This window comes from Okeania sp. SIO2B9, from assembly GCF_010672505.1.
In the GTDB taxonomy this organism is placed as follows: Bacteria; Cyanobacteriota; Cyanobacteriia; order Cyanobacteriales; family Microcoleaceae; genus Okeania; species Okeania hirsuta.
The window spans coordinates 1-1,408 of record NZ_JAAHGK010001621.1 but is presented as its reverse complement, the minus strand read 5'-3'; the positions used below and the strand labels follow the sequence as shown (position 1 = coordinate 1,408).

The 1,408-nt window shown below is 38.6% G+C and carries 2 protein-coding genes; both read right to left on the bottom strand.

From position 1 onward, the window contains the following. Positions 1–174: 174 nt before the first annotated feature. The gene (locus F6K13_RS33165; protein WP_282433661.1) at positions 175–441 is read right to left on the bottom strand and encodes an RNA-guided endonuclease TnpB family protein; all 267 of its coding nucleotides are present in this window, start codon (positions 439–441) and stop codon (positions 175–177) included. Continuing rightward, a complete protein-coding gene (locus F6K13_RS33160) occupies positions 425–1,243 on the bottom strand; it encodes a transposase (RefSeq protein ID WP_282433660.1) in 819 nt (272 codons plus the stop codon). The genes F6K13_RS33165 and F6K13_RS33160 overlap by 17 nt, the downstream gene beginning before the upstream one ends. Positions 1,244–1,408 lie beyond the last annotated feature (165 nt).

Sequence of the window (1,408 nt, the reverse complement as noted above, 5' to 3'; positions counted from 1 at the left end):
TTGATATAAAGCCTTCCGTTCTACTAAACTTACCCAAACTTACCCATGAATGATTGCATGAGCTTTGGAGTTAGCTTCCTGTTTTCCTACGGAATGCTGCGCAAACACAGAAGATCACTGACCGCAGTCTGTAACTTATCTTCTCCACAGGCTTAAAATCGCTTGAAACTCAAGCTACTGACGTGCATAATTTTCTAGGTTGACAGCAGCATTAAAGTCTCTGTCAGCAGTAAATCCACAGTTAGCACAATTATAAATTCTCTGATGTAAAGGCATTTTCTGTTGATGCCCACACTGAGAACATATTTGAGAACTTGGGTAAAATCTATCAGCTATCAAGAGCTGGCTTCCATTCCATTCACACTTGTATGTAAGTTGACGCTTAAATTCATAAAAGCCACAGTCTGCTATGGCACTTGCCAATTTATGGTTTTTGAGCATTCCACTTACATTCAAATCTTCTATGACTATGTTGCTGTGGTTCAAAGCTCGCCCATGTTGTCAGTTTATGTAGTGTGTCTGCTCTGATATCTACTACTTTTTTGTGTAGTCTTGCTAGCTTTTTGATGGCTTTGGCTCTGTTAAAAGAGCCAAGCTTCTTTTTGCTGACACGGCGTTGATAACGAGTTAGTCGTTTTTTTGCTTGCTGATAGGCTTTAGGGTTGCCAAAGGGTGTGCCATCGCTACAAGTTGCCAGAGTATTTATGCCTACATCTACACCGATAACATCTCGTTTTTTTGTAGTAGGGTTGGCTTGATAATCATATGTAAAACTAATGTACCAATCACCTGCACGTTTAGATATTCTTACATTTTTGACTGGCACAGAGGGTAAGATTTCATAAGTTTTTACTATTCCGATTCTGGGGAGTTTTATATAGTTTCCTTTCAGGATTTTAATGCTTCCTTCTAGATAGAAACTGTCTTTTTTCCCTTTTTTCTTAAACTGAGGGAATCCACGTTTGGGGACAGTTAAAAAGTTCTTAAATGCCCTCTCTAAGTCTCTTAATGCTTGTTGAGGGGCGCACTTTGATACTTCATAATACCAAGGATTTTGACTTTTTACTTCAGCCACCAAGCGTTTATGTAAAGTGATGGCACTCAGTCGTTTCTTGCTTGATTCATATTCACAAATACAAGTAGCTAATCCCCAGTTATAAGCATGACGGGCTACACCTGCGTGCTTGGCAAGTATTGTTTTTTGTTTATTGTTAACTTTTAATTTAGTCTTGATTGATTGCATTTCAATTGCTCGGCCACCTCTTTTAAGAGTTTAATAAGTTATATCATGTCCGGTTGAACAGTTATAAATAAACGACGAAGGAGTCAGGAGACAGGAGACAGGAGACAGGAGGGTAGAAAGAATGAAGAAGGAGAAAGTTTTTTTATCACTAATTATCCGGACATG

Excerpts from the sequence above, each read along its gene's own strand:
- F6K13_RS33165 (WP_282433661.1), bottom strand. The coding sequence starts at position 441 with ATGCTCAAAAACCATAAATTGGCAAGTGCCATAGCAGACTGTGGCTTT.
- F6K13_RS33160 (WP_282433660.1), bottom strand. The coding sequence starts at position 1,243 with ATGCAATCAATCAAGACTAAATTAAAAGTTAACAATAAACAAAAAACA.